Origin of the sequence: Photorhabdus namnaonensis, assembly GCF_001684335.1 — a bacterium.
Classification (GTDB): domain Bacteria; phylum Pseudomonadota; class Gammaproteobacteria; order Enterobacterales; family Enterobacteriaceae; genus Photorhabdus; species Photorhabdus namnaonensis.
Genome location: NZ_LOIC01000104.1, coordinates 1 through 674 on the forward strand (window position 1 = coordinate 1; position 674 = coordinate 674).

A 674-nucleotide genomic window follows, 5' to 3' on the forward strand; every position below is an offset into this window, starting at 1 on the left:
TGACAGTTATACCTTCACGGCGACGGTGAAGGACGGGCACGGCAATCTGGTGGTGGGTAAGCCGGTCGACATTGACTGGCAGACCAATCCAACGGTTGACGGGTTAACCCTGACAAAACAGAGCGATTCGGTGAGTAATGCGCAGGGGCAGGTGACGGCGACCTTAACCAGCACGGTGGCGGTGAAGGATGTGCAGGTATCGGCGAAAACGGCTACCCAGCAGACGGCGGAGAACGCGAACGGAAAAGTCAGTTTTACGGAATACAGCGCCAGCTATTATGTCGCCAGCGTGACGGTAGATGCGGATGATAAAGACAAGGCGCATTACAACAACGGCAGTGACAGTTATACCTTCACGGCGACGGTGAAGGACGGGCACGGCAATCTGGTGGTGGGTAAGCCGGTCGACATTGACTGGCAGACCAATTCAAAAGTTGATGGGTTAACCCTGACGAAACAGAGCGATTCGGTGAGCAACGCGCAGGGACAGGTGACCGCGACCTTAACCAGCACGGAGGCGGTGAAGGATGTGCAGGTATCGGCGAAAACGGCGGCGAACCCGTCGTGGATAGAGGCTGATCAAAAGGTCAGCTTTGAGGAACTGAGTCTCAGTTATCGGGTCACCGGCGTGACGGTGGAAGTGGATAAAGACAAAGAACACTACAACAACGGCA

General features: G+C 55.3%; 1 protein-coding gene. It reads left to right on the forward strand.

The genetic code is table 11. The annotated features are described in order from the left end of the window. On the forward strand, nt 1-674 hold a 674-nt coding region (locus Phpb_RS22800; RefSeq protein WP_240492673.1), incomplete at both ends, for an Ig-like domain-containing protein.